We start from the raw sequence: 24,315 nt of genomic DNA on the forward strand, positions 1-24,315 counted from the left end.
CCTAAAAATTTTTTAGTTCTTTTGTACGCCCTGCTCTATATTCTTCTCTGGCCTTCTCTGCGAGTGCAGCCAGCACATCGGGAGATTTTACCAGCGTTTCATCCCACTGGATCTCCGCCTCAATATCTTTCAGCAACTGCTCAACTCGTCCCCCCTGCGCTTTGGCAATGCTTTGAAGGGCTAACAGAAGGGCTGGAGTATTACCGTCCTTCTCGTATTCTTCCAAGGATGTTTGGAGATAAGCAATCGCCTCCTCGTGGTCGGCAAGTTTTTCGATCAGATAATCGCGATAATTTCTCATTTTTCTCATTATGGTTGCTTTTTAACGATGATCCGTAAACCGTCTCGCTTTCAGTTCAAATCTCGGCAGAGTATTATGCGGCACGGTTTGAACGCTGGCGCGTATGCCCAGAATATGTCGCACCTCTCTACCAATCGCATCAGAAATTGTCCCTGGTTCTCCACCATTTAATTCGATGCGAATTTTCATATCATCCATTTCGCGTTGTCGATAAATATCCACTGCAAACTCGGTCACTTCGGGAAATCCCCGCACGATATTTTCAATCGCGCTGGGATAAAAATTGACGCCGCGGATAATCAACGCATCGTCGATACGTCCAATCACGCCCCCTTCAAGACGCGAGAAACTCGAACCGCAATCACATATTCCCGCATGCAGCTTTACGCGATCTCCCGTGCGATAGCGAATAACGGGCATGCCAGCACGTCCCAAATTGGTGAGCACCAACTCCCCCTCTCTCGCTTGTTCGCCCGTATCGGGATCGATCACTTCGCAAATAAATTCAGATTCGTTTATATGCATGCCATCTCGAAACGCACATTCAAATCCCCACGCCCCCACCTCAGTCGCCCCGGCGTGGTCATAACAACGCGCGCCCCATGCCTGTTCAATGCGTCGTCTGGTCGCAGGCAATCCCGCACCGGGTTCGCCCGCGTGAATCGTGGTCTGAACACTACCACTTGCAATATCTATACCTTCGGCCTCTGCCACCTCTGCCAGATGCAGGGCATATGTCGGCGTACAGATCAGAACAGTAATCCGATGATCCTGAATCGCCTGCAAACGCTGAATCGACGACATGGATCCCCCAGAGATGGACATCGCACCCATTAAACGCGCGCTCTCATGCCCGGTCCAGAATCCGATAAAAGGGCCAAAGGAAAAGGCAAAAAACAATCTGTCATTTGCCGTCACGCCCGCCCCGCGATACACATAAGTCCAGCAGCGCGCAAACCAATCCCAACTCTCTCCCGTATCCAACCAGTTCAAAGGCTCTCCCGTGGTCCCCGATGTTTGATGGACGCGGATATAGTGATCTGACGGAAACGTCAGATTGCTGCCATAAGGAGGATACGCCATCTGATCAGCCGATAATTCCTCTTTAGTCGTGAAGGGCAACAGCCTGTAATCATCGCGCGTCTGAATATCCTCGGGTCGATAAATACCCGCTCGATTCAACTTATTGCGATAAAAAGCATTGCCATTCAGCACTGAAGACAGCATACCTCGCAACCGCTTCAACTGCCGCTGCCAGAGCGCATTTCGATCTGTGGTCAAGTCGGGCATAGTTCAAATATTGACTTCAAAAGCGCAATACATACCAAATGGATTAGCCGGAATAATTGAAGCGGAGCCAAAGCCGCGCGTTTCGTATTCCCGATTGGTCAAATTTTTGGCGTTGATGCGAAATTTTATCAGTCTGTAAGCATAAGATACCGAGGCATCCAGCGTCAGCACATCCCTGATTTGAAATTGATTATCTTCGGCAATAAACTGGCTGGCAACATAGCGCGCGCCAATCCCAAATTCCAATCCGTTGTCAAATCCCCTCGCCGTCCACACATTAAAAATATGGCGCGGCGAAAAAGCTGCCCTATTTCCCGAACGATCCATAAGCTGGTATGTAATACCCGTTTGCGTAAACACGGGGACAAACTCGGCAAAGCGCGTGAGTGTGGCATTGGAAAATGAGTAGGACAAAAATGTGTGCCAATTTCTCACGGGGCGCATCATCACCTCCAGCTCAACACCGCGAGACCTCTGGTCCCCATCTTGTTTTGTAACACCCGTCGCATCGGGAATGCCAATATTGTTTTTTGTCAAATGATAAACAGCGAGGCTCGCGTGCAGGCGGTCGTCCAACAGGTATTTTTTTGCGCCCACTTCCATCTGAAAACTCTCTTCAGTTTCTCGCGGACCTGCTACCTGACTGGAGGGTGGCGCAAAGGCTCTGCCGACATTGGCGTATAACGAGAGTTCCTTTGTAAATGAAACCACCATGCCAGCCATAGGACTCAGTTTATTGTAATTGCGAGACGTGGAAGTCAGGGGATCATCGTAATCAATGCGGTCGTATCGCACACCTACAAATGCCTGATAGCATGGACAAAAAACAATGCGATTCACGACATAAGGCGCGACAACGCGGCTTTTTGAATCCGCCCCCTGCGATTGTCCCGGAATAATAAAATGAGGTTGGCTCGTGCTCGCGGTTTCCACGGGGTTGAACACATCGATATTGGGCAAAGCAGCCACATCTAAAGTAAACTTATCTCTCCACTCCATCAATTCCAGTCCAGTAAGCAGGGTATGTTCTACGTGGCCCGTGCGGAATGTAGAAAGCAGTTCAAACTGATTGCCCAACACTTTCTGGCGATCATCCAGAAGAACAAGCGAGCGCAGGATGTCCAGACTCCCCTGGGCATTGGGAAAAATGCCGCTGAATAATGAGCCCTGAGACACCCATGAAAAATCGGTATAATAGAACTTATTGCGAAGCGTGACCTGTCGCGATAAGCGAGACTGCAGATCGACGCGCGCCCGATAAATATCTTGATCTGACGCATCAAAAGGCGATTGATACGATTGTGTGCGCGGCACATCTGCGACCGCCCCATTAATAATGGGCAGGCCCGAATCCGATTTGTACCTGCTTGTCACATATTCAAAATTGGCGGTCACTGTGGTTTTGTCGCTGGGTCTCCATGTCACTGCGGGATTCACGGCCCACAAACCGCTGTCTTTATCGTCTCGATAGCTATCAGACACCTGTCGCAGGGCATTGATGCGCAAGGCAATACCCTGATCGACATCCGCCCAATTTGCATCCACGGTTCCGCGCCCCGTCCTGTACGGACCGTAAGAACCCCCGACCTGGAATGCATTTGTAAAAATCGGTTGTTTGCGATTCAGATTCACCGATCCAGAAAGCGGATTGCCCCCGTATAAAAATGCCCCCGGACCCTTGAGTACCTCCACGCGCTCCAGATTGTAAAGATTGTAAAACGTGGCTTCCGGCTCCGATGCGCCATCGGTGAGCACCAGCCCGCTGGAAAGCGAATCAAACCCGCGAATGACGAAGAAATCCGTAACGCCAAATACGGTCTGAATATTGACCCCGCTCACATTCCGAAGTGCATCTCCCAAAACCACACCGCTTTGATGTTGAAATAACCCGTGATTAACGACACCGATACTCGCCGGTGTCAAGCGGATTGGAATGGGAACCTTCGTCGCGATCGTACTCACGGTAGGCACTTTTTCCTTGCTCTCCGTCACCACGATCTCTTCCCCCGCATAAACGGGCAGTTCTTCCTCCTCCTTCTTCTCCTCCTCCTCTGCATTCTCAGCAAAAATGGGACTGCCAATCATGCTTAAAACACAGACAAAAATCAAAAACTGTCGAAAATAACGCATAGCGACTTCTCCAATTGTCAGATATCAGTCCCCCGGCCTCTTCCGACTATTATTCGCTCTCCGTGCCCGCAGGTTTCGCCTGCGTGCTTGATACATCCATGCATACAATCCTGTGCATATCGCGCACAAAAATTTTCCCATTAGCGAGTGTTGGTGGCGTCCAGCATTTGCCCGACAGCACTTGCGCGCTGACCTTTTCCCGAAACGCTGTGGGCGACGCATCTGCCAAAGCGAGTTTGCCTTTATCGCTCAAAATAATCAACTGTCCATCGGCATAAATAAGCGTCCCTTTGCCATACCCACGGCGTTTCCACTGTTCTTTGCCAGTCTCTGCTTCAATACATTTCAAAATTGCATTGTCAAAACCGTAGATATAGTCGCCAATCAGGAGCGATGTTCCAAAATGGTTTTTCATACCGCGGCTTTCCCACACCTTTTTAACGCTCAGACCATCTCCCTCCTGGGATATTTGCAACAGAGCTGCCCCGTGGTCATACCCCGAAGAAATAAATATGCGATCTGGAGGCACTAAAATTGGCGTGGCAACATTCAAATCATAAGATGTGTACCAGGGAAATCGCCAGAAGATTGAGCCATCCGTGGGAGAAAGCCCAACCGCAGCTTCGCCCGAAACAAAAACCACCTGACGGATACCCGCAATATCTACGGCAATGGGCGATGAATAAGACACGATATCTCGTTGAGACGCCCACTTGACAGCGCCATTGGTCTTATCCAAAGCGATAAACGTCCCGTGCCGCGTACCCACCTCTAAAAGCAACAAATCGCCTTCCACCAACGGCGACGTCGAAAAACCAAATTTTGGCACGCGACTGCCCAATCCATCGTAGAGATCAACCAGCCAAAGTTTTTTCCCATCTTTTGCATTGAGCGCGTACAACCAGCCTTCGGCACTGAGCACAAAAACCCGATCGCCATCCACAGTGGGCTGAGAACGGGGACCATTTCCACCTTGCCGCTCATAGTATTTGGCACCGGTCCTGAAACGCCATATTTCCTCACCCGTTTTTTCATTCAGGCAAACGGCAAATTCATCTTCACCAGCAGAGAACATCGTATAAACCCGCCCATCCGCGACAGAGATACCGGAAAAACCCTCACCGAGTTCTTTTTCCCACACAACTGCTGGTCCATCTTTTGCCCAGGTCGTCAACAACCCCGTTTCAGAAGAAATACCCGTTCGGTTGGGTCCCAACCATTGGGGCCAATCCGCCTGTGCGGGAGCAAAGCAAAGCACAACAGCGATTAACAAATAATACCTGTATGTCATAAATCCTCCGTAGTTAGTGGTAGTGATCGCTTATGTATAGCGCGAATTGCGATATTTTTCGTGATAAAATTCGGGAAGCAACTGATCGACGCGCAAAAGTCCCTCCCGGCTCAGAGTGATACTCTGCGAATCGAAATCCAGCATCTCGTATTCCCTGAGCTTCTGATAGGCATCACCAAATTGCTGCAAAATATTGACACCAAATTTATCCTGAAAATACGCTGTTTCAATCCGCCCGAGCTTGAGTTGCAAAATCATCTCTCTGATCAGCCGCTCGTCTTTTGTCGGCACAAAAGATCGATTGATCGGAAGTTGTCCTTTGTCAATGGTTTCGATATAGGGATCCCAGTGCGTCTGGTTTTGAAAATGCATACCTCCCACATGTGAAAAAGAAGCCACCCCTGTACCGATGAGATCTGCACTGCGCCACAGGGCATCTCGGTAGATGAATTTGTTCAGACGACCTTTTTTCACCAGCGTATAAGCACTCGATGTTTCATAGCCCGCTCTGGCAAACTCTTCAATCGCGTAATTGTGCCAGGCGCGCTTGGTAGGCCAATCTGCGACCTGCAAACCTCCTCCATCGCGTATCGATTTTGAATACGTCGTATTAAACGGCAATTCCATCTGATAAATAGTGACGCTATCCGCGTCGAGATCAATGGTGCCCTGCACTGTATCTCGCCATGTCTCCCACGTCTCCCCGACCATACCGGCGATTAAATCTACATTGACCTGTGCAAATTCCTGGGCTTTGACCCAGGGCATAACCCTGTAAATTTCTTTGCTGACGTGTGCGCGGCCATTCTCCCGCAAAATATCGTCGTTTAAGTTCTCCAATCCCAGGCTCAAACGCGTGACACCAATCTCTCGAATAGCCTCGACTTTGGATTTTGACAGCGTACCCGGCTCGCACTCAAATGCCACCTCTTCCGCATCATCCCACGGCATCACAGCCTTGACCCGGTCAACCAATACCTTCAAGTGTTTGACGCTAATATAAGACGGTGTACCTCCGCCAAAATAAACAAAGTGCAATTTTCGACCTGCAATACGCGGCAACTTACTATAAGTTTCCACTTCTTTTGCCAGGGCATCCAAATACGTCTGAATTTCCGCGCTATTGCGATCCGTATAAACCCGAAAATAACAGAACTTGCACCGTTTTCGGCAAAATGGAATATGCAAGTAAAGGCCCAGAGGTATTTTTCTATCCCCCGAATCGGATGAGTGTAACATCTCTTCAATTCGCGCTGTATTTTCATCGCGCCAGAAAGAGTAAGGCGGATAATTGGAAACAAACACGCTTCCAACATCTGTATCCTTCCACACTTTGCGGGTTGTCGCTGGCTCTGGAATCTGGATTTGCTCGCTCATTCTTTCGCCTTTCCAAAACAATATAACGCACCATCTGTTGTGCCAATAATCAGCCGCTCGCGCGCAACACTCGGAGAAGCAATAAATCCCGATCCGGTTACAAACTCCCAATCGGATTCGCCAGTCTCGAGATTTAATGCCACGATTTTCCCATCCATTGTCCCGGCAAAAACGCGCTCCCCCACCACAACGGGAGACGCTTCAAATCGAGATCGGGATGTGTAGGTCCACAAAACATCGCCCGTATTGGGATCAAGCGCGTGAATCATCTTGTCACGCCCTGCAACAATAACCCGCTCGCGGGTCACGGATGGCGATGCAACATAGGGAAATTGCCGTTGTGGATGTTCGTATCTCCAGACAATCTCTTTTGCATTTAAATCAATGCACAAAACCTGGCTCTCATAAGTCCCCACATAAACACGCGCCTGATGAACGGCTGCACTGGCCCCCACATAAGCACCGAGTTCAATTTGCGATTGTTCTTTTCCACTGGCAATATCGATAACGCGCAAAAGACCATCACATCCTGCGATCAGTGTATGCGCTTGTGTGATAGCCGGCATACCGTGAACATAACCATCCGTTTCTATCTTCCACAACAAAGACCCATCGTCTGGCGCAAGGCAGTATAAAAACTGATCATAGGACCCAAACAGAATGCAGCCCCCGGTTGCATTTGCCGACGAGATAATCTCCCCATCCGTTTGAAACGTCCACAATGCCTTACCGGTTTGTGCATCAACAGCGTGAAAAACGCCATTGCCATCGCCGAAAAACACGGTTTTTTCAAAAACCAATGGCGACGATTTGATCTCACCCGTAGCCAAATACGTCCACTTCAGCACACCGCTATCAAAATCAAAAGCGTATAGCTTTTCATCCACCCCGCCCACATATACCGCGTCTTGCCAAATTGCGGCGGTGGATTCAATCCCTATTTCGATCTGTGCAGTCCACAACACATCCAGTTCAGCGGGCAGACTACTATTTGCAACACCCGTAGATTGTGCATCCCCGCGAAATCGACTCCATTCTTCTGCCTGGACGGGAATTAAAAATAAACTCAAAAAAGCAATCACTGATAAACACAGATGAACACAGAGGGTTACGTTGTCACCTATTTCATCATGTGTGTACATAAAAGCCTTTTCATCTGCGCTCATCTGCGCCCATCTGCGGATCAATAAACCGATTCGTAAAGGGCGAGAAAATCATCTTCATCCACGGGTCTCGGATTAAAAGTGCCCGTCCATTGTTCGGTCGCATCTCTTGCCAGCATTGGAAGGCTGTCACGGGCTACACCCAGGTCGCGCAATCGAGAAGGCAGATTCGCACATTCTTTCAAAAAAACGACCTTCTCGACGAGTTCATCAACATCATCTCCAAGTCCGCGATAGCGCACGCCTGCGGTTTCTCTATTAAATTGGACGACAGCGGGCAGCATAAGTGCCACAGCGACACCATGTACAATGCCAAAATACGCGGTCAATGGATTGGCACACGCATGGGCTGCCCCCAACATGGCATTCTCAATAGCCGCACCGGCAAAATGCGCGCCTAAAAGCATTTTACCTCTCGCCTCGCTATCGGAAGCATCCTTCAGCATGCGTTCAAAACTCGACGAAAGCAATTGCCAGGCCTTTTGTGCGAACATCATAGAAATAGCATTGCGGCGGGTACAAACGTAACTCTCAATAGCGTGTGCGATGGCGTCTATACCCGCTGCTGCTGCGACATCTCTCGGCACACTTTCAACCAGTGACGGATCGAGAATAACACTCTGAAACCGCGCCTTCAGATCGCCACAGGCCATCTTGACATGCGTTTTCGCATCGGAAATAAGCGCGTAGGACTGCGCCTCGCTTCCCGTACCCGCAGTCGTTGGAATCCCAATAGAAGGCAACAGAGGCTCTGTCGCATGTCCCATCCCCTGATAATCTTTTATCTCTCCGCCGTTTGTCAGGATAAAATTGATCCCCTTGGCGCAATCCATCGCACTGCCCCCGCCCATCCCGACGATCAGATCAATATCTCCATGTGTTTTTGCAAACGCGACACCGGCATCTATATGCGCGTTCGTAGGATTTTCGCCCACACCATCAAACACAAAAAAATCCAGGGAAGCGCGTTGAAGCACCGCAATCGCACGGTCTGCAAGCCCGGCACTTACAATCCCTGGATCGGTCACAAAAAGAATACGGCTACCGCCCAATTTTTCTGATAATTTCCCCAATTGCGCAAGTGTGCCCTCCCCAAACACCACGCGCGTAGTGGGATAAAAATCAAATGCTTTCATCTCCTAAGCCTGTTTCGCCCATTGCAGCGCGCGCTGACGGTACAGGTGTTCGAACAAATTGCCCTCGTGTGGTTGATCCCATGAAATCTGAGGCGTGGGAATCGCACCCACATTCAATCTTTCTACATGGGACGAATTGAGCAAATTGTCGATAAATGCACTGTCCTCTGTTATTGCTGTCACCACGAGACTCGGTCCAATCTTGTCCAGAATTTCCGACTGTGGAACTTCGACCACGCTCGCGTATGGGAACAAATATTCGGTATTTGCGAGAGGATGTTCAAAATCATCACACCAGACAACTGTGGGATTTAAGAACTTCAAGCCATCGATCTCGACCAGCCGATCACCGCGCAATTTTTCAGTCAGATCTTCAGCCCCCGGAGTTTTCAGATGGATGTCTATAGTCGTCGAAATTTGATCGGCGAATGTGGGATTGGTAAATGCCGCGATCTGCGCATCTGGATCATCCAGAGGTCTCCCGACAATTTTTGCCAATCGCTCTGCGAGTGCTTCGGCAATTTCTCGACCATGCGCGGGAACCCACACACCCGATGCATTGATACAGGAGCGACCGCCATTTGCAGCAATCGAAGCAACCGAGATGTCGAGATAGTCTTCCCAGCGGTCTATCACATCTTCGCCAATAATGACCTTACTCTGTCCAGGCCCGTGGATTTCCACGCGGGGATCGCTCAACCAGGGCGCGACCGTCGCCCCGCCCCCAAAGAGCATGGAACGACCGCAGCGAATCAAAATTTCAGTGGCACCGCCGTGATCAGTCGGATAAAACCCAAACGCTTCTGGCGGACACCCCGCTTCGATAAACGCCTGCGCAATCCGGAAAGGCGTCCATGGCTCTTCCCGTCCGGGTTTGAGAACAAGGGGCACTTTGAGCGGTATAGAGGGAACCCACAGCGCGTGTACCCCCGGTGAATTACTCGGCAATATGGCCCCAAGGGCATCGGCCTGGCAAATATAGCTGAGAGAGCGACCATCCTGATTGTGCCAGCCCTCATCGAACACAGCGAGGTCTAACCCGCGCGTGAGACCACCTAAAATAGCTTCGATCTCCGTACACACGAGTTGAATTTTTTCCATATTCGCGCGGCAAAGAGCTTCGGGCATCCCCGTCGTGCCAGACACCTGTTTGACATAGTCATCGGGCGTCTGGATATGGTCGCCAATGGGCAAATCGGCTTCTGCAAACAAGCGTGCGGCTTTGCGGGTTATACCCACGAGTTCGGATACACTCAGCCTGTCGAGCACCCGTTTGTTCGCCGCCGCCCCATTTAAGTCTTTTGCGACCAGCCCCCGGTTTGCCTGACTGACCTGAACGAGCGGCTCGCCAGTTTGAATATGCGACACCTCCTGAACGCTCAAACTCGTGTACGGTTCCCCCGCGCGTAAAATGGGTAAGTGAATCATGTATTTCGCCTCTTTAAAAGACTAATGATCGCCTCCCTGCAACATTCAGAGAAGAAATTTATAACCACTAAATCATCCCCAAGTGGACTTTAACTCGCGGATAGCATAAAAAAATAGCTTTTTGTCCCGGTAAAAGCAAGCGCAATGACACGACAGAAACCGCCAGTCCATTTAACGCGAGTATTTTCACATTGACTCTAAAATACTCACGACATTCATCTATTTGTCCCAGCCACAAAAACATAAGGAGCTTGATCGTTTTTCACAATATCCTTCATAAAAGACACATAGGCCTCGTAATCTGAACGCGGTATTTGTTTTTTATCTAATCTAAATGTTCGGGTATAATGCAATGCACCATCTGAAAAATGACTGGTGGTTTTGAAAAGGCCGAATGGCGTTGTAATTTCCACCGGATCGGGCGCAGTTTCCAGAACATAACCTTCTGGTATATCAATAGATAGAGTATCAATGTACGTATATGGATAGGAATAGTACATAGAGAATTGTCGTTTTTTCGCTCTGGGCACACTCGCGGGCCTGACGCGATTCAAGATATTGGGATTCACAAATAGTCTCTTCGCGCTTCGAGCACCAAATTTTTCGGACGTACCGCTAACTCGCACCTCAAGCGGTTGATCGAAGTCCTGGAGCAGATGATCAATCTCATAAGTTGCCAGATCCAACACGGGTAAATACCTGCCCAATTTTCTGCCCAAATAGCGCTTGCGGTCTTCGCCCTTGTTATCCCGCAGACTGTGTCTCAATCGCGTTGCGATATTACCTGTGCCCGATAGCTGCCCGGAAAAAGTAAGTTTACCCGATGCTGTGAGATGGCCTTTTATGGTGCTAATCTGACGGTTATCGGCACTTGTACTTTCCGGCGTGCGGACGATTTCTCCGGCGTTCTCCTTAACCACGAGCACATCGCATCCCTCATCTGCGGATGGCAACTCCCCCGCAGCTATGAGGTCGGCCGTGCATTCCAACCAGAGCGTATCGCGTTGCAAGGGAACAAATGTGATACAGTGATTGAACTGATTGGAAGGAAATTCCCGAATCAACACGCCGCGGTTGCGCGTGCCAATCAGAGTTGGATACGCCGAGATACCACAAGCTTTGAGCATCGCAACCATGAATGTAGATAGATCCTTGCAGTCGCCATACTTATTCTTAAAAACCCATTCTGCCGAATACGGTTGCCACGCCCCAATGCCCAGTTCAATAGCCACATACCGCGTGTGATCCTGGAGATAGCGATAGAGAATCTCCACTTTCTGCCGGTCACTGCTGGCTTCAGATACCAGTTCTCGTACTTTCTGCACTGCAACTGGCGGCAGGTCATATCGGCCATCTGCCAGCACCCCGTACCATTTTGCCACAGCATCCCATGAGGCGAACGATCCTGGAGACTTCCCAATTTTGAAGGCAACAGGCGCAAAAAAGAGCCTCATCTGGATTCTGTCTTCAGGAGGCATAGACTGTTCTCTGGCTCTGGGTTTAATATGCGTCAACTGCCACTTGCGTTCAGACGCCTTCACCATTACAGGTGGTTCTATCAACCCAACGGCATGGGTTCGATAATCAATTTTGTCATGCCCCACAACAGTATAGGTTGACTGCAGAACGGGAATATCTGCCTGTGGAAACCACGAAGGCCAGAAGAACAGGCTTTCGTATTCCTGTTCATAGGTATATTCCACTGTATATGGAAACGTGTTGGCCTTCAGTTCAAATGCCTGATATTTGGTATCCTGATACAGGATGTACTCGGGAAAGTACGGATTTTTCTGAATGTCTCCTTTGCCCAATTTGCGAATCAACTTGCCCTCTGCATCCAAAATTTTTCCCGAGACATGGGTGCATTTGACGTATCTATTTTCGCGAACTACTACCTGTCCGTACTTCCTGCCCGCTTCAGTGTTGATTTTAATAATCCGATGTTTGCGATATGTCGCCTTATTTTTTCCTCTTACGACAAATTCGTTTTCATCCAACACGATAACCGCATCAACATCCTCCCCAACGCAGTCCGCATCTGCTGGCACATGGGCAACAATCAGCAAGACCACAAGTGCCGACCTTATGAAAGACATGGTTCTCATTTCTCCCCCTTGTCTTATTCTTCAGCTTCCAGTGGCCTTCGGCGCAAGACAATCTGTCCTTGATCGGCACTTACAATCTTTGCATATGCGTTCCGCAGCCGGGAATATTGCGCCGGTGTGTAATAAACGCGGTTCACAGAAAACGTCCGCTGGAGATGCACGCGATTGCTATCTGCCTGACAATCAGACTGAAACCTGATCCCGAGGGATGTAACTTTTTGTACTTCGGGTATTTCGACAACCTCGAACCCATCCGGCAGAGTCAGATCTACTATTTCTTCAGATGCAAAGCCGTAGTTGAACTCGACGGGAAAAAGCCTTTTTTCGTTCTTAAAGGGATTGGACTGACGCTGATGGATCAAACTCGATGGACAATAAACCATATCGCCAGCCACCTGAGCGTAATTTTGAACCCGATAGTCGATCTTAACTTCCAAAGGCATATCGACATCTTTGTCCTGGGCGATCTGAAATGTATCGATCACCACATCTCCAAAACGGTTTTCCAGAATATCTTTGACGTATTTCCCCGGTTTCTCTTCGTCCAGATCCTTTCGTTCTGAAATCCCGCGATACCCTTCAAATTGCAGTGTTGTTTGGCACAGGAGATCGCCGCTTTCGGTCAGCTTTGCCTGAGTATTTGCTCTACTTGTACCCGCATCTTTCGGTATGGGAATTTCGACAATTTTGCCTTCTTCCTCCCCAATCAAAAACCCTTTTCCAGACAATAACCTGGGTGGTAGCAGTACAAACGGACACTGACTGTCATTTGTATCCAAAAAATAAACGTCATCATCTATGGACAGGTGTGCAATCGTGTAGTTGAGTTGCTGCAATTGAGGCCAGTTCTCTTGCAAACGCCCATTGATGCGGGTGGAGATACGCAACGGACTGGCTTCGAGACCAGCTACTTTCAGCATCGCGATTAACAACAGGTTTTTTTCCAACGAACTGCCCTTTTTTCTTTTGAGCAAATCGTTGGGTCTTTTGCGACTTCCACTTGGCGCAGATGTTTCAATCGAGTCTCTCACATAGCCGTAAATAGCCTCAGCCCGGGTGCGGTCATCCTGTATCTCGGATACCAGAGCAAGTGTTCGTCTTTCCAGGGTCCTGGTTTTTTTGATAGAAGGGTTATAACTCTTGTGCAAAATTTCCGCGAGGTCGTCCCATGTTTTAATGAATATGACAGGATCGGCCATTGTATCTTTGGGATTTCGATAAGAGACAATCTGAAAAAATAACGTGGCCCAATAATCTTTGAGCGTCGTAATGTAAGGTTCCCGTTTAAGAGCTGGCAAATTTTCAGCGCGCCATACAAATCTGCCGACAAAAGAGGTACCCATTTGGGGATCGGCAATTTGGAAGGACTCTCTATGTGGGTCGGGAACGTAGGCATTGCTGGCAAAGGCTCGATAATCGAAACCCTCTGGAATAATCAAGATCAACTCACTCAGCCTGGTAAATACGCCATGCTGGAACTGCCAGGGGGCGAGAAATGTCAGTCGTCTGCTGGTAATTTCATAGGCGTATTCAATAACAGCTCCCACCTCCACACCGGGTATGGCGAATACCTTTTCAGACCCACTTCTGCGCTTTTTTGTAAAAATGTCTTTTTTTGAAAGTGTGACCTTTTTGCCATTTGGCAAAATAGTCTGCGCCCGCAATTCATCTATCTTGTCATCAGAGCCGAGATAGATGGACACATCGCCGTATTTTAGACCGCGTTCGGTGAGAATTTTAATTCGAGTGTGTCGCTGAATCACAAGCTCGAATCGCAATGTAATAGCGATAGTGCCTTTATCGAACAAAATAACGGCATCGGCCTCAGAGTCTTCGGGAATGCCGGTCATGCCCAGAGTTTCTTCAGACACCTCACCCCACTCCTGCGCCAGGAGAGGTCCTGCGCAAAATAGCAGCCCCAGAATCAGAATTTGTGCGGTTGTAGATCGCATATCGGTATCTCCTATCAATACACACGTGTGCAATTATACTATAACAATCTCTCTCTATGTCAAGCTCGTTGTCCATCATCTTTCTCGTCAGGACACTACTTAATACACCCCAACCACGACGGATTCCTGCAACTCAGAAAACAAACCCAGATTCCTCACACCGTCCCAGGGATAGGCTTCAATCGGTTTGGCGCGTTCGGCCTCATCGCGTTCGAGAAATCGGGGCATAAAAAATTCTTTTGTAAGTGTCGTCAGCATCACGCGCCCGACTTCGTCGTAACCGACCTCTTCATCGGGATTATCTGGATGCACCAGTTCGATAAACGCACGGGGCACGGGCGGGTAATACGTAATCGCGTAATTATCTTCGGGTTCCAGCGGCTTGGAATAAGCCAGCCCCATCAGGGTATTGCCGTAGGTAGGAACAAAATCAACGCCCGGGATAAGCTCTTCTCTCGCAAAGCGATTGAATTGTGCGTTCATCTCAGTTCCGCCGCAGAAAATACCGCTGATCCCGGCTTTTTGCAGAGAAATTTTTTCGCACAACTCTTCGAGAAGCTTGGGAGTCGTAAACATGCATCTCACATTGTCATTGGCGCGCAGAATCGTGAGTGCCTGATCGATGACATGGGCTTTGTAGAGTTCCAATTCCTGGAGTGCACCGCGCTTGATCAGCTTGTTGACCCATCGCGGATCGAGATCTACGAGAAAGCAAATTCCACCGCGAATCTGACAGAGATATTCGACAGCCAGGCGCAATCGCCGGGGACCTGTTGGTCCCAGCATCAACCAGTCCGCCCCCTTCGGAAATGTTTCTTCTGATAGGTGCTCGCTAAACATTTCGTAGTCAATTTGAAAATCGTTTTGGCTGATCCGATATTTGGGAACCCCAGTTGAGCCACCCGTTTCAAATACATAAGTCCGCTGTCCCTCACTACCCCTCGGGATCCATCGCCGCACGGGACCGCCGCGCAACCATTCGTCCTGGAAATGCCCGAGATATTTCAAATCGCTGTACCCGCCGATCTCCCGTCGCGGATCAAAATCCAGTTCTCCTGCAAATTCCAGCCAGAACGGACATCCCGTAGTGGGATTAAAATGCCACGCGACCATATCTCGCACATGGCCATCAAGGGTATCGCGCGCTTCTTTGACCTTATCGGCAATAGGTGTTGCCAGAACTTCCATACTGTGACTCCTCCTACTCGCCCTTAATCGCATACAGCGTATTGCGCGTGCCAATATAGAGCATGCCATCTTTTGCAATAGGCGTGGTATATACGGCACTGCCCATATTGATTTCGTTGATCAATTCAAATTGGGTTCCGGCTTTCAAAATCGCCACATCGCCATCTTCATCCCCAATATACACCTTCCCATCAGCCACAAAAGGCGATCCCCATATCGCGGCAAATGTATCGTATTTCCAGTGCTGTTTACCGGTTTTTACGTCGAGACAATAGACAAACCCGCTCAGGTCTGCCGCATAGAGCAGGCCATCGCTAATGCCCACCGTTGAAATAGTCCGGTTGTAATTTTCATTGCCAAAATGCCACACCGCATGGCTTCCCGTCACATCCCCTGTACCCGTCGCATCAATAGCCCACAAATGACCAATGCCCTCGCCGTGTTCCGGGTCTTGCCCAACGCCGATAAACACCTTGTTATCGTAAATAACAGGAGTAGAAATAATCGCATTGCGCGTACCGCGCCCGCCCAACTCCCACACAGCGTCTTTTGGATTGCAGTCAAATTTCCAGATCAGGTCGCCGGTCTCGGGTTCCACTGAATAAACCCAGCCATCGCCCCCAGGGCAGATCACCTGCGGCTTGCCATTGATAACGCCATAAGCGGGATTGGACCACTGTCCGTGCAAAATACTTTCACCCGGATAGGCTTTTTCCCATACCAGTTCTCCCGTATTGAGATCGACCGCAATAAAGCTGGGAGACAGAGGCGAAGGGATGGCAATGTGGCCCTCGTCAACACCATTGGCGGTGATGACAAACAAAAGATTGCCCGTCCCCACGGGCGAACAGGTCGCCAGATTGTGAGGGAATACATCCAGTTCTTCCATCATGTCGTATTCCCAGATAATATCCACACCGATGTCGCTCGTATCCTCTTCCCCGGTGTATGGACCGTCATTTTCCCCATCCAAAAAACCCTCTGTATCCGCACACACTACGCGACATTGATTCGAGATATAATACATCCGATCTCCGCGAATATAAGGCGTGGAGCAAATGCCCTGCTGCGGCCAGTCATTGACGCGCCCCGCAGGCAGCTTGGGATGCGCTGATTGCCAGAGAAATTTTCCATCGGATTCCCGAAAAGCCATGATCACGCCCTTGTCACCCGTAATTTTGGGATTGCGCTCGATCTGGTTATTTGTGCCCATAAATATTTTCCCACCGATCCTGATGGGACCGGCGTAGGACTGCGAACCGAGATCTGCTTTCCAGGCGATGTTTTCACCCGTTTCTACATTCCAGTTCATCGGCAAATTTTTTGCGTCTGACACGAGGTTGCGATCTGGAGTAAATCCCCACATAACCTCTTCGGCAATACCAGTCGATACGATCAAACCAGCGATGACACATCCGCTCAAAAGTCGTTTCAATTTCATTTTGTTCCTTTATCTATAAGGGTTTATGAAGATTACCAAACTTTCACATTATCGTAGTAAATCGTGGCAGGTGAATAGCCGTAAAGCGCGGGGCTGCCCTCTTCTATCGGCAGGGGATCCTCTACTTCAATGCTCCACGCATCGGGTTCGGGATCGCCTTTTTTCCAAACTTTGCCCCGAACAATAGCTTTACCCCCTTCAATATCAACTCTCATTTTCATGGTGTACCATACCCCCATATCCCAATGGAAATCAATGCGTTTCGCCATGCGCAAATCCGACGACCACGACCGCACTTCAAGGCGCTGGTGAATGCCCTGAAGGTCGAGAATATAGCGATGCGCGACAAGCCCCATATCGGGACGCCGGCGCTTGTTTTGCGTACCCATCAGATCGGCCTGAATAGTATAACCACTGAGTTTGTACGGCGCCACATAGAGATTTGAGCGATCTAAGCCGCGTGCAGCTGGCGGTTTTGCCAGCACCTTGTTGCCATCTTTTTCCTCCACCACAAAACCCCTGCCCCCCCACACCCAGTGCAATGGATTTGTACCGACTTCAACATTCTCAAAATCCTCTGTCCAGGGCACATCGGGCACCACGCGCACCCAGGTTTGTCGGGTTAATTCTCCCAGCTTAGCCGTGATCCATCCGCCCTGTCCCGCTCTGGATGGTATAAACTGATTATTCTTTATTTCTCCATCCAGGCCATTCAACGACCACTCGGCGTCGGCATTGCCGATCAAGCGCCCCTTTTCGTCATAAGCCTCTGCCCGCAAGGGCAATACTTCGCCCTGTTGTATGGTCACCTCAGCCGGAATCGAAAGAATAGATGCGGGTTCGGCACCCGAAGGCGCGCTTTCGCGCTTTGCATGAGGAGAAGGCGTGACTTCAAACCGCGCGTTTTTATCGCCCAGACAAAACAAACCGGCTTCGGTCGCAAAATAGATGCGGCGATACGCAACAGCGACTGACCCGTAGATCTCGGCATGCCCACCCTCGGGCATCGCGATCTTCTTTTTGTCGAGTACTTCCGCACCCATATTATTCGTTTTGAGAATCTGGAAGCCGCCATTGACCTCAGTAACATAGAGTTTTCCATCGGCCCAGGTCGGCGACCCCTTGCCCACAGTGCCGATATTCTGCTCCCAATATTGCTTTCCCGTTTTGGCGTCTAAACAATGCACATTGGCCGAATTGTCGATCACATAGACGCGCCCCGCGTGAACCGCTGGCGAAGCATAGCCCGCGGTCATACCGTCTTGTCGCCAGATTTCTTTGCCCGTGCGCGCATCCAGACATGCAACGCGCCCCAGGGCGGTATTATCGACATTTTCTTCGCTATGTGCGATATAAACGCGATTGTCAGCCACGACAGGCGAGGTATTGATGCCTCGCTTACTGAATGGAAAACCCCATACTTTTTCACCCGTTGCGACTTTGAAGGCAAAAATACCGCCATTGCCATTGCCGGCAACCAGCACGCGCTTCCCGTCAATTGTCGTGACAACAGGCGTCGAGTAAACGGTTAAATCAACCTGCCCACCGCCGCCTGGACGAGCCATCCACGCAGTTTCACCCGTATGCTTATTAAAAGCAACATACCGATGAGATGGCGGTGCGCCAGCCCACCCGCGATTGCCCATGCTGATGATGACCAGATCGCCATCGACAACGGGCGTGTGCAATCGCCCGCCATAACCGGAGAATCGGTTAAATTCTTCGGTTAGAGACCGCTGCCATTGGACATAGCCATCGGTATCAAAACAGATCAATAACCCACTGACGAGATGGGCGTAAATATTACCGGTCTCGCCATCGGCACCCAGACTTGCCCATCCCAGACGATTGAAGGTTATGGTTGAGTGCCAGACATTGAACTTTTTTTCCCACACAAGATCACCCGTTTCCGCATTAAAACACGCGATGTGCTCCTGCTCGGTTATGTCTTTGCCGGTTCGCCCGATAACATAGACCCGACCATTCACAATAATCGGTGTAGATCTACCGATAAACTCGCGGCGCCAGATCAGATTTTCTCCATCAGGGGACCATGTAGAAATAAGTCCTGTCTCCGGCGAAGCGCCAGTTTGCATAGGACCACGCCAATGCGTCCAATCAGACGCCTCGGAAATACTTCCCAAAAGAGAGATACAGAATAACAAAGAAAAAAGAATACGTATCTTCATCGGCTTTCCTTATTTTAGTGCCCAATTGGGCGGTGAAAAAGGGTCGGGTTTTTCTGTAAAATAATTATAACGCATCAATTTAAGACGTTAATCACTTTCTTTCTGTTCCCTATTTCTAATTTGCACACTATAGAATATAAATGATTTTGCAAGAGCGCGTCAGAATTTGTAAATTAGATGCTGGTTCCAAATACAAAGGAGTGTCCAATGGCGCTAACGGATACAGAACAAGCATTTTACGACATAAATGGATATGTGTTGAAAAAGGGATTGATTTCATCCTGTGAAATTTCCCATATCGAACGCGAAATTGCGGGCTTGCACGAGCGAATGGCAAAAAACGCCCCCGACGGAGTCGGGATCTCGTGGGAAGAATTTGAGGATGAACACCTGCCCAGGCGCATCCGACAGTTGATGCACAGCGAAGTGATCAGCGGGGGGTTAAATCGCGCATTGCGCTGCGATGATATGTTGGATATTATTGAAGCACTGATTGGGCCGAATATCTCACTGTATCACAGCAAGCTATTGATGAAAGCCGCCTGCGATGGCACGGCAATACCCTGGCATCAGGATTACGCGTATTGGAAACGCGAAGACAATCGGCCTCTGATGGTAAATTGCCAACTCGCCATTGACGGCGCAGATGATGAAAACGGATGTATTCAATTCATCCCCGGCAGCCACAAATGGGGCCTGCAAGAACACGAACGCGCACAAACGAGTTTTGGCGTATTTTTGCCGGGGCACTATCGCCAGCGAAAAGACGCGGTGCCCGTGGCAATGGAACCGGGCGATGGCGTATTTTTCAGTGCCCTGACTATCCATGGATCGGGACCAAACACATCGCATCGAGATCGCCGCATGAATACCTTTGCCTATAATGTGACAGGCAATAGCGAAGGACAGTGCCGCGAGGTTTTGCGCGGACGCACACTGTAGGCGCACACTTTTTCAGGAACTCTGAGGATGGCAACACAAGTACCAAATATTAGGCGCGAAGCCGAACAATCCCCTCGCGGGGGTATTACGCCGCGGGCCATCGGTTTGGGGTTGCTCCTGGTGGTCCTGCTGGATGTGATAGCGGTCTATGTGCGGTTTTATTATCACGGCTCGCGCATGGTGCTCTCGCACATTCCAATGGCCATGCTCATCGTATTTATCACCATGCTCATCGCAATAGCAGTGATGGGCAGGCTTGCGCGATTCTCACTTCAATCCGGAGAATGGCACACCATTTTGTCAATGGGCCTCGTGGGTGCAACCATGCCGATCTGGGGCAGTACGGGCTTTTTGATCGGGTATATTTCCGCACCGTATTTCTATGCGAACGAAGACAACAACTGGGCCGAATTGCTGCATCCACATCTGCCTGAATTTTTAATCCCCACCAATGATGGCAATGGGATCGCGTGGTTTTTTGAAGGCCGCCCCGAAGGAGCAGCCATCCCCTGGGATATATGGGTGCTACCGCTGTTCTGGTGGTTCCTGGCTTTTACGGCTGCATTTGTAGTACTGGTCTGTATAGGCGTCATTTTTAGAAAACAGTGGGTACAAAACGAACGCCTGGCATATCCAGCCATGGCCCCCCTGATCAACATGATGTCCGAACCGGGAGGCGACAAACGCGCATTGCCGGGCTTTATGTACAATCGCCTCTTCTGGGTTGGATTCGCCCTGGCATTTGGCATGATCGCTTGGAATTGTATCAATTACTTTTTGCCAAATTTCCCGCGCTTTCCCATTCACGGCGGCAGATGGCATATGATTGATCCACAGTTTCCGCGCATTCGGGCATCGGTGGGCTTGTTTTCCATCTTCTTTTCCTATTTTGCCAGCCTCGATGTATTGCTCAGTTTATGGGTATTCGATCTCCTCTTCATTGTCGAAGGCGGCTGGCTCAATAAATTGGGATATAAATCCATGGTCCCCGCTGCCTATCGCGGCGTGTACCAATGGCAGACGCGCGGCGCGTTCGTCGTGCTGGTGATTTCGATGTTCTGGGTGGCGCGGCTGCATTTGCGGGATGTAATAATGAAAGCTCTTGGCAAAGACGACAGCATAGATGACCGCGATGAGCTATTGTCCTATCGCGCCGCTGTGGTCGGCGTGGTGGCGGGCCTCGCGTTTTTGTTTATCTGGATGATGCAGATGAACATGGACCCCATCATCAGTGCCCTGCTGCTGATGGCCTGTGTGTGTGGATATATTGGAATGGCGAAAATTCTGTCAGACACCGGCATGCCCTACACGCAGATACCGGGAATTGCGTGGAATTATGTGGCGCCCTTTTTCGGCAATGTCGGGATTCCACCCACCACGCATGTGGCATTTCGGTTCGCCAATTTGATTACGGGAAATGCCAAAGGCTTGTTTTTGCCAGCGACCGCACAGGTCGGCAAGTTGTCCGAGGGCATAACCGACAACCGCCGCAAGTTGATAGCCGCGCTTTACATGGCTTTTGCGGTAAGTTTTGTAACGAGCATTTTTCTCACTTTGAACCTGGGCTATAACGAGGGCGCGTTTAATTTTAATGTCGCCGAGATCCCCAGAAGCGCGCGCAATTATTTCAGGAATTCCGCCAACGCGGTCAAGAATGCCGATAATCCGCCCTTTTACGTGGATAACCCCGAAAATCTGGCCTTTTTCGGCATAGGCGGTCTGGCGATGGTTGGCCTCATTTTTATGCGCCATCGGTTTGTGTGGTGGCCCCTGCATCCGGTGGGTCTCGCGCTTTCCGGAACGCCATTGATTCGCGCCAGCAGTTTCACATTATTCATCGCCTGGCTGATCAAGCTGGTCATGCTCAAAGTGGGCGGTCCCTCTGTCTATCACAAATCGCGTCCCTTTTTCATCGGCTTACTCGTCGGCTATGTCCTGGGCGTTGCCCTGTCGATGATGCTGGACGTAATCTGGTTCCCAGAAAGGGGACACGCCGTACATTTCCGCGCGGCTTAAAGAGCATCCGCAGATGGACACAGATGGACACAGATGGAAAATTCAAAATCATCTGTAGATGGGCAGCAACCGCAACACGAGCACACAACGGGGTGCAGCGAGTACGAACACAGAACAGGAGCCAAAATGGCAACGATTCACATACAATGTATCGGTGAGAAAGTGCTGGTTCCGCAAAGCGAACTCGAACTGCTGGTAAAACTGGCACAGCGCTATGAAGAGATTACTGTGCAAAGGCAGGAAGATGATTTGACAACAGAGGATATTATGCGCCTCACAGAAGAAAGTGGCGCATTTGACTTCTGGAATGAAGAAGGAGAAGACATTTACTCCTCTAAGGATGGGGAACCAGTGTGACGCACCCAACGCTCTCTCGTGGCAATGTGGTCCTGGCGCGGTTTCCATTTACCGATTTGACCGGTACTACCCTTCGCCCCGCAGTGATCGTGTCCCAAGGGCAACTCGGAGATGACATAGTGCTCGTGGCAATTTCCAGCGTTGTGCGCGGGACGCTTGCTCCCACCGACTACACCGTTGAGTCTAATCACCCGGAGTTTACCTTGACAGGCTTGCGCGTTACGTCCGTCATCCGGATGCACAAATTAGCTACAGTAGAACGGTCAGTCATCATCCGTCGTCTCGGAAGTCTTGGTCCGCAATTACAAGCTGAAGTGGATAGACTACTTCGTGCAGTGCTGGCACTCTAATGAATGGCTGAAAGATGAAAACGGCCATATCCTGAGCTCAGCTCTGTCGATGATGCCGGATATGATCTGGTTCTCCAAAAAGGGGCACGCTGTGCATTTCCGCACAGCATAAAAAAGACTCAAAACATAAAACTTCATTATCAGATATGGATTTCCTATAGACAACTACTTATCGTTACTGTTACATTATTTAGACAAGGAGTGTTTTAATGTCAGATAAACTCAGTTTGCCAGTATCTTCATATAGTCAACTTACTAAACTTATCGTGGGCTATAGTCACGGCAGTGAAAATATGTCACTTGATGATTTGGCTAATTTAGTTGGCATGGGCAAATCTCGCATCAGTGGCAATCATAAGTTCTTGGCAGAAATCGGGTTAATTGCAGGAGGTCAAAAAAAATCAGCAACACCCCTCGGAAAAAATCTCGGTCGTGCTCTTGAGCACAATCAGGAAGATGATACTCGTTCATTTTGGCAGAAGACGATACAAGGTAATGTAGAGATGTCGAAACTAATAACAACCATCAGTATACAGCGCGGTATGCCTACTGAGAATTTGATATCGCACATTCTTTATGTCTCAGGCCAAAGAAACAGTAAGAGTACTCGAGCAGGAGCACGAACAATCTCCGATATTCTTGTGTTTTCAGGTCTGTTGGAAGACCAAGATGGTCAGTTGAAAGTTGCTGAACCTATCGACAAAGAAAATGAGGCTCCAGAGCCTCCTGATAATTCTTCCGAGGCTGTCACAGATGAGACAGATGATAAAGAGGAACCTCTTGATGAAGAACAAACAACTGCCCAGTTAAATATTCCTACGATTGCAATCAATATACAACTCCAGATTCCAGAGACCGAGAATGCGGATGTATATGAGAATTTATTCAAGGCTCTACGCAAGCATTTACTGAATCCCGATGAGTGAGTTTCCAGATATTCAAATATGGGCAAAAAGAGCGGCTGCCGCCAAGAGAGAAGCACATCAAATATTGGCCCTACATGAACAAGCTCCTTCAAGGGTAATTATTCTTGAGAAACTCTTAAGCCGACTTTCTGGATTACCGGTCGATATCCAAGACTACTTTCAGGAAGCCGCGTCATGTCTTGAGATGAACTTCCTTCGCGCTGCAATCGTTATGGCATGGGCAGGGCACTTTCATGTGTATTCTGAAAAGTTGTATCAAAAGCACGAGGCAGATATTCGTCAGATTCGACAAAAATGGAATTTTAAGGATTTGACAGAGTTAAAAGAAAAAGTTGTTGAGATCCAAATTCTTGAGGTTGGAAAGGATGTTAAGTTCATCAATAATGCACAATTGAGAGTGCTCCAAGGCCAATTATCCACTCGAAACCAATGTGCTCATGCTACACTTTATCGACCTTCTCTAAATAGTGCTATAGGATATGTCGATGAATTGTTAAGGCAAACAATCGAATATATTTCTCCCTAAAAACTGTCCCCATTCGACTTTGAGATTTTGGAGACAATCATGCCTAAAATCACGTCTGAATATTCTCCCCTAAATATAGAAGTGATGGATTTAACTGTCCCTATTGCGGTGCCTATGCCAGACAAATTTGGTGGTATATTATTCCTGTTGATAATAAATCAGGTAGTAGGCGTCTAGGTGACTCAATTAGTATTAAACTGGCAGATA

The 24,315-nt window shown here is 49.3% G+C and carries 20 protein-coding genes; 7 read left to right on the forward strand and 13 right to left on the reverse strand.

Going from position 1 to position 24,315, the window contains the following annotated elements; genetic code table 11:
• Position 1: 1 nt before the first annotated feature.
• The 13 genes from OXH16_11240 to OXH16_11300 all read right to left on the reverse strand — a co-directional run bounded on the left by OXH16_11240 (position 2) and on the right by OXH16_11300 (position 18,991).
• Positions 2-301 (reverse strand): hypothetical protein, encoded by a 300-nt coding sequence (locus OXH16_11240; GenBank protein ID MCY3681963.1) that lies wholly within the window; start codon positions 299-301, stop codon positions 2-4.
• A gap of 21 nt (positions 302-322) precedes the next feature.
• Positions 323-1,591, reverse strand: a complete 1,269-nt coding sequence (locus tag OXH16_11245) for a phenylacetate--CoA ligase family protein (protein ID MCY3681964.1) — start codon at positions 1,589-1,591, stop codon at positions 323-325.
• Between the two features lie 3 nt (positions 1,592-1,594).
• Entirely contained in the window at positions 1,595-3,721 is a 2,127-nt protein-coding gene (locus tag OXH16_11250; GenBank protein ID MCY3681965.1) for a TonB-dependent siderophore receptor, read from the reverse strand.
• Between the two features lie 49 nt (positions 3,722-3,770).
• Positions 3,771-5,012: a PQQ-binding-like beta-propeller repeat protein gene (locus tag OXH16_11255; GenBank protein ID MCY3681966.1), complete on the reverse strand. Its 1,242-nt coding sequence runs from the start codon at positions 5,010-5,012 to the stop codon at positions 3,771-3,773.
• A 30-nt stretch (positions 5,013-5,042) separates the two neighbouring features.
• Positions 5,043-6,389, reverse strand: a complete 1,347-nt coding sequence (locus tag OXH16_11260; GenBank protein ID MCY3681967.1) for a coproporphyrinogen-III oxidase family protein — start codon at positions 6,387-6,389, stop codon at positions 5,043-5,045.
• On the reverse strand, positions 6,386-7,555 hold the full coding sequence (locus OXH16_11265; protein MCY3681968.1) for a PQQ-binding-like beta-propeller repeat protein: 1,170 nt from the start codon (positions 7,553-7,555) through the stop codon (positions 6,386-6,388). The genes OXH16_11260 and OXH16_11265 overlap by 4 nt, the downstream gene beginning before the upstream one ends.
• A 17-nt stretch (positions 7,556-7,572) precedes the next feature.
• On the reverse strand, positions 7,573-8,688 hold the full coding sequence (locus OXH16_11270) for an iron-containing alcohol dehydrogenase (protein ID MCY3681969.1): 1,116 nt from the start codon (positions 8,686-8,688) through the stop codon (positions 7,573-7,575).
• A gap of 3 nt (positions 8,689-8,691) precedes the next feature.
• Complete coding sequence (locus tag OXH16_11275; protein MCY3681970.1) at positions 8,692-10,116, reverse strand: aldehyde dehydrogenase family protein; 1,425 nt, start codon at positions 10,114-10,116, stop codon at positions 8,692-8,694.
• Positions 10,117-10,331: 215 nt separating this feature from the next.
• Positions 10,332-12,212: a DUF3857 domain-containing protein gene (locus OXH16_11280; protein ID MCY3681971.1), complete on the reverse strand. Its 1,881-nt coding sequence runs from the start codon at positions 12,210-12,212 to the stop codon at positions 10,332-10,334.
• Positions 12,213-12,235: 23 nt separating this feature from the next.
• On the reverse strand, positions 12,236-14,173 hold the full coding sequence (locus OXH16_11285; GenBank protein ID MCY3681972.1) for a DUF3857 and transglutaminase domain-containing protein: 1,938 nt from the start codon (positions 14,171-14,173) through the stop codon (positions 12,236-12,238).
• 99 nt (positions 14,174-14,272) lie between these two features.
• Positions 14,273-15,361: a hypothetical protein gene (locus OXH16_11290; protein ID MCY3681973.1), complete on the reverse strand. Its 1,089-nt coding sequence runs from the start codon at positions 15,359-15,361 to the stop codon at positions 14,273-14,275.
• A 13-nt stretch (positions 15,362-15,374) separates the two neighbouring features.
• Entirely contained in the window at positions 15,375-16,802 is a 1,428-nt protein-coding gene (locus OXH16_11295) for a PQQ-binding-like beta-propeller repeat protein (GenBank protein MCY3681974.1), read from the reverse strand.
• Positions 16,803-16,834: 32 nt separating this feature from the next.
• Positions 16,835-18,991, reverse strand: a complete 2,157-nt coding sequence (locus tag OXH16_11300; protein ID MCY3681975.1) for a PQQ-binding-like beta-propeller repeat protein — start codon at positions 18,989-18,991, stop codon at positions 16,835-16,837.
• Between the two features lie 207 nt (positions 18,992-19,198).
• On the opposite strand from OXH16_11300, the gene OXH16_11305 reads away from it, so the two are divergent.
• The 7 genes from OXH16_11305 to OXH16_11335 all read left to right on the forward strand — a co-directional run bounded on the left by OXH16_11305 (position 19,199) and on the right by OXH16_11335 (position 24,285).
• Positions 19,199-19,933, forward strand: coding sequence for a phytanoyl-CoA dioxygenase family protein (locus OXH16_11305; protein ID MCY3681976.1), 735 nt, complete (start codon positions 19,199-19,201; stop codon positions 19,931-19,933).
• 27 nt (positions 19,934-19,960) lie between these two features.
• On the forward strand, positions 19,961-21,949 hold the full coding sequence (locus tag OXH16_11310) for a hypothetical protein (protein ID MCY3681977.1): 1,989 nt from the start codon (positions 19,961-19,963) through the stop codon (positions 21,947-21,949).
• A gap of 33 nt (positions 21,950-21,982) precedes the next feature.
• Positions 21,983-22,306 carry a hypothetical protein gene (locus OXH16_11315; protein ID MCY3681978.1) on the forward strand — a complete coding sequence of 108 codons (324 nt, stop codon included), beginning with the start codon at positions 21,983-21,985 and terminating at the stop codon, positions 22,304-22,306.
• The gene (locus OXH16_11320; GenBank protein MCY3681979.1) at positions 22,303-22,656 is read left to right on the forward strand and encodes a type II toxin-antitoxin system PemK/MazF family toxin; all 354 of its coding nucleotides are present in this window, start codon (positions 22,303-22,305) and stop codon (positions 22,654-22,656) included. Before OXH16_11315 ends, OXH16_11320 begins: the two co-directional genes overlap by 4 nt.
• 209 nt (positions 22,657-22,865) lie before the next feature.
• The gene (locus tag OXH16_11325) at positions 22,866-23,582 is read left to right on the forward strand and encodes a hypothetical protein (protein MCY3681980.1); all 717 of its coding nucleotides are present in this window, start codon (positions 22,866-22,868) and stop codon (positions 23,580-23,582) included.
• Positions 23,575-24,108: a hypothetical protein gene (locus tag OXH16_11330; GenBank protein ID MCY3681981.1), complete on the forward strand. Its 534-nt coding sequence runs from the start codon at positions 23,575-23,577 to the stop codon at positions 24,106-24,108. The genes OXH16_11325 and OXH16_11330 overlap by 8 nt, the downstream gene beginning before the upstream one ends.
• Positions 24,109-24,147: 39 nt before the next feature.
• Positions 24,148-24,285 carry a hypothetical protein gene (locus OXH16_11335; GenBank protein ID MCY3681982.1) on the forward strand — a complete coding sequence of 46 codons (138 nt, stop codon included), beginning with the start codon at positions 24,148-24,150 and terminating at the stop codon, positions 24,283-24,285.
• Positions 24,286-24,315: the final 30 nt, after the last annotated feature.

The sequence above is a fragment of the Gemmatimonadota bacterium genome (assembly GCA_026705765.1).
GTDB lineage: Bacteria > Latescibacterota > UBA2968 > UBA2968 > UBA2968 > VXRD01.

What these genes read in the sequence shown, in the direction of transcription:
- OXH16_11245 (MCY3681964.1), bottom strand. Translation starts at nt 1,591, where the DNA reads ATGCCCGACTTGACCACAGATCGAAATGCGCTCTGGCAGCGGCAGTTG.
- OXH16_11330 (MCY3681981.1), top strand. Translation starts at nt 23,575, where the DNA reads ATGAGTGAGTTTCCAGATATTCAAATATGGGCAAAAAGAGCGGCTGCC.
- OXH16_11295 (MCY3681974.1), bottom strand. Translation starts at nt 16,802, where the DNA reads ATGAAATTGAAACGACTTTTGAGCGGATGTGTCATCGCTGGTTTGATC.
- OXH16_11280 (MCY3681971.1), bottom strand. Translation starts at nt 12,212, where the DNA reads ATGTCTTTCATAAGGTCGGCACTTGTGGTCTTGCTGATTGTTGCCCAT.
- OXH16_11255 (MCY3681966.1), bottom strand. Translation starts at nt 5,012, where the DNA reads ATGACATACAGGTATTATTTGTTAATCGCTGTTGTGCTTTGCTTTGCT.
- OXH16_11315 (MCY3681978.1), top strand. Translation starts at nt 21,983, where the DNA reads ATGGAAAATTCAAAATCATCTGTAGATGGGCAGCAACCGCAACACGAG.
- OXH16_11310 (MCY3681977.1), top strand. Translation starts at nt 19,961, where the DNA reads ATGGCAACACAAGTACCAAATATTAGGCGCGAAGCCGAACAATCCCCT.
- OXH16_11260 (MCY3681967.1), bottom strand. Translation starts at nt 6,389, where the DNA reads ATGAGCGAGCAAATCCAGATTCCAGAGCCAGCGACAACCCGCAAAGTG.
- OXH16_11275 (MCY3681970.1), bottom strand. Translation starts at nt 10,116, where the DNA reads ATGATTCACTTACCCATTTTACGCGCGGGGGAACCGTACACGAGTTTG.
- OXH16_11285 (MCY3681972.1), bottom strand. Translation starts at nt 14,173, where the DNA reads ATGCGATCTACAACCGCACAAATTCTGATTCTGGGGCTGCTATTTTGC.
- OXH16_11240 (MCY3681963.1), bottom strand. Translation starts at nt 301, where the DNA reads ATGAGAAATTATCGCGATTATCTGATCGAAAAACTTGCCGACCACGAG.
- OXH16_11300 (MCY3681975.1), bottom strand. Translation starts at nt 18,991, where the DNA reads ATGAAGATACGTATTCTTTTTTCTTTGTTATTCTGTATCTCTCTTTTG.
- OXH16_11265 (MCY3681968.1), bottom strand. Translation starts at nt 7,555, where the DNA reads ATGAGCGCAGATGAAAAGGCTTTTATGTACACACATGATGAAATAGGT.
- OXH16_11325 (MCY3681980.1), top strand. Translation starts at nt 22,866, where the DNA reads ATGTCAGATAAACTCAGTTTGCCAGTATCTTCATATAGTCAACTTACT.
- OXH16_11305 (MCY3681976.1), top strand. Translation starts at nt 19,199, where the DNA reads ATGGCGCTAACGGATACAGAACAAGCATTTTACGACATAAATGGATAT.
- OXH16_11335 (MCY3681982.1), top strand. Translation starts at nt 24,148, where the DNA reads ATGCCTAAAATCACGTCTGAATATTCTCCCCTAAATATAGAAGTGATG.
- OXH16_11270 (MCY3681969.1), bottom strand. Translation starts at nt 8,688, where the DNA reads ATGAAAGCATTTGATTTTTATCCCACTACGCGCGTGGTGTTTGGGGAG.
- OXH16_11250 (MCY3681965.1), bottom strand. Translation starts at nt 3,721, where the DNA reads ATGCGTTATTTTCGACAGTTTTTGATTTTTGTCTGTGTTTTAAGCATG.
- OXH16_11290 (MCY3681973.1), bottom strand. Translation starts at nt 15,361, where the DNA reads ATGGAAGTTCTGGCAACACCTATTGCCGATAAGGTCAAAGAAGCGCGC.